Raw genomic sequence first — 3,009 nt, 5'->3', positions numbered from 1 at the left:
CTGCAGACCCTGGGCAGCAACGCCGCGGTCCGCGACGCCGCACGCGCCACCGGTGCGGCGACGGTGCTGTCCGCCCTTGCCGTCGCCGACGACCTGCGTGCGGGGCGGCTCGTCCACGTGCCCGTGTCGGGCCTGAGCATGCCGCGCACCCTGCGGGCCATCTGGCACCCGAACCAGCGACCTCAGGGTGCGGCGGCGGAGCTCCTGCGCCTGTCGACGACGGGCGGCTGAACCCGCCGGGTCAGCGGATCACGACGGGGAACGACGCGTACGCCTGCGGCCGCTCGGGGGTCGAGGAGCTGCGGGCCGCTCCCGGCACCTGCTCGTCGTAGATCGCGCTTCCCGGTCCGTAGGTGTCGGACCAGCCGACGGCGCGGGGGACCTGCTGGTCGTACACGGAGCCACCGTGCCGGAAGGCGGGGGCCGGTGCGGGTGCCGGCGCCGGGGCCTGCGCCGGCGCGCCGATCCCCAGCGGGTGCAGCCACACGAACACCGCGGTGACCGTGACGACCGCCAGGGCCAGGACGACGAGCGTGAGGGCGAGCGCGCCGCGCGAGAACCCGGGGCGGGTGGTCGGGGTGAGGGTGGGGACGGCGGTGATCATGATGACCTCCAGGTACGTGCTCCCCGGGTGGGAGCTGCACCTCCACCGTCCGAGGGGTCGGTCACGCAGTGCCCAYCACGGCGGTATCGCCGCGGTATCGGGTCACGCGCACGCCGGGCGGTACGGCGTCCCCGGGAGGTAGGCCGCCCACTCCTGCCTGGTCAGCGACCGGCCCGCCAGCGTGCACGCGGCGTCCTTCCAGTGCTGGACGTCCAGGTCCAGGCGCTCGACGCCGGTCCCGGTGCCGACGAACACGAGACCGTCGGAGGTCGGCGCGAGGGACGCGTCACCGTCGGTCGCGGGGATGTCCCCGGTGGTCCCGAGCGGGCTGAACGTCGTCGCGTCCCAGATCGAGAGCCGGACCTCGTCGTAGCCGTCCAGGCCGAGGAGGAGCCGACCGTCCGCGCTGTACCGCAAGGTCGCGTACTCGGTCCGGCCGCCGCTGGCGACACGCGTGGTCCTGCCGGTGGCGAGGTCGCGCGAGAGGATCTCGCCGGTCGACCTCCAGAGCAGCAGGCGGTCGCTGTCGGGCGTGAAGGTCAGGGCGGTGACGTTCGGGTTGTCGGGTCCGGGGGTCTCCGTGACGACCCGCTTGCCCGCCCGCACGTCGTAGACGATGAGCGGCGCCCGGCCGCCGAACCACGTCGCCGCGAGCATCGTGGAGTCGGGCGAGAACGCGATCGCCCGCGGCTTGGGCATGCCCCAGTCCGGGTCGTCCAGATCGGCCAGCGAGTCGGTGAGCACCGGCGCCGAGGTGTCCGACAGGTCCCACACCCGCACCGTGGTCGTGATCGGGAACCCGTCGGGGTGCACCCCCTCCGGCACCGGCGGGTCGGCCATGTCCTGCGTGAACTCCGAGGTGGCGAGGTACCGGCCGTCCGGGGAGACCGCCAGCCAGGACGCGTGCACGTCGTCCCGCGACCACAGGAGGCTCCCGTCCGCCACGGACCACATCCGCAGGTGACCCGTGCGGTCGGCGGCGACGACCGCCGTGCCGTCCGGCGTGACCGCGAGCGCCGAGACGCGTCGGTGCAGCGGCGGGTTGTACGTGCCGTCCGGGTCCGGGTACGGACCCAGCCAGAGGTCCCGCAGGGGACGCAGCGAGGACTGGTCGAACACGGTCACCCTGCCGTCGTAGAAGCCGGCCGCCACGACGGTGCCGGGCGGCCCGGCGGACACCTGGTCGACCGCCCCGGTGGCCACCGCGGCGGCGATGCTGCTCGCGCCGTGCAGGGAGAAGGTGGTGGTGCGCGAGTTCTCGTCGACCGCGACGACGGTGTCCCCGCCTGCCGGCAGGGCCACGAGCCGCACCATGACGCTCGTCGCGGGGACGCGCAGCGCCAGGTGCATGCTGCCGGTCTCGTAGACCTCGACGGAGCCGTCCCGGTAGCCGACGGCGAGCCGGTCGCCGTCGGCGGAGAACGCCACGGCCGTCGGCACCGACAGGCCTGGGACGCTCGTCGAGCCGCCGGTCACCAGGTCGTGGAGCGTCACGGTGCCCAGCTGCGAGGCGACCGCGAGGGTCGCCCCGTCCGGGGAGAGTGCGACGTCGCCGGCCGTGAGGTACGGCCCCGACCAGACGCCGGTGGACAGGTCGACGGCGACGGCGAGCTGCGGCGGGTTGGCGTCCGCGCGCCCCAGGTACTCCATGACGATGACCACCCGGTCACCGTCGGCGCTGAACCGGATGGAGTCGGGCGCCTCCTGGTCCGACCGCGACGCCGGGAGCTCGGGCAGGGGGAGCAGGCGGGGCCCCAGCCACGCGCCGCCGCTGCGAGCCCACACCCGCAGCGTGCGGTCGGCCATCGAGGCGAGCGTCTGGCCGTCCGGGCTGATCGACAGCCGGTCCTGCCGGAAGAAGTCACCCGTGAACGACCCCGCGACGGGCTCGGCGGGTGCGGCGGCGCCGCTCGTCGCATCGATCCGGACGAGCTCGCGGCCCGACCCGTCGGCGGTGTCGCGCATGACGACGATGGTCCGGCCGTCGTCGACGAAGCCCGAGACCCACGGCGTGTGCCACCAGTCGGCGACGGGCGGCCCGAGGCCCATGCTGGTGATCACGCGCCCGGTGCGCGTGTCGACGAGGTACGGGCCGGCGTCACCCTGGCCGTCGCTCGGCTGCCCGTCGAGGATCGCCCGCGTGCCGTCGGGGCTGACGGCCGAGTCGTCGAACCGCATCGGGATGAAGACGCCGGCGCTCGCCGAGGTGATGACGTCGCGCCGGGCGAGGACGTCGAGGAGGTTGCCCTGCAGCGACKGTCGGGGGGACATCTCGACKGCCTGCCGGGCGAGCAGGAGGGCGAGGTCGATCCTCGGCTCCGACTGGCTAGCCGACGACAGCCGGTCGCCGCGGGCGTCGGCGGCCGCCGACTCCGCGGCCAGGGCCGAGGCCGCGGCCCGCCGGC

General features: G+C 74.9%; 3 protein-coding genes. 1 reads left to right on the top strand and 2 read right to left on the bottom strand.

Annotated elements, in window-relative coordinates:
• On the top strand, window positions 1-231 hold a 231-nt coding region (locus ACXJKG_RS20435; protein ID WP_456847552.1), incomplete at its 5' end, for a LysR substrate-binding domain-containing protein.
• Between the two features lie 10 nt (window positions 232-241).
• Here ACXJKG_RS20435 and ACXJKG_RS20430 read toward each other — a convergent pair.
• Window positions 242-604, bottom strand: coding sequence for a hypothetical protein (locus ACXJKG_RS20430; protein ID WP_456847551.1), 363 nt, complete (start codon window positions 602-604; stop codon window positions 242-244).
• Between the two features lie 102 nt (window positions 605-706).
• The coding region (locus ACXJKG_RS20425; protein WP_456847550.1) for a WD40 repeat domain-containing protein at window positions 707-3,009 on the bottom strand (2,303 nt) is incomplete at its 5' end.

Source organism: Cellulomonas sp. P5_C6 (genome assembly GCF_054049635.1).
Note: the sequence above shows the minus strand (reverse complement) of the source record. Positions and strands in the feature narration are given on the sequence as shown.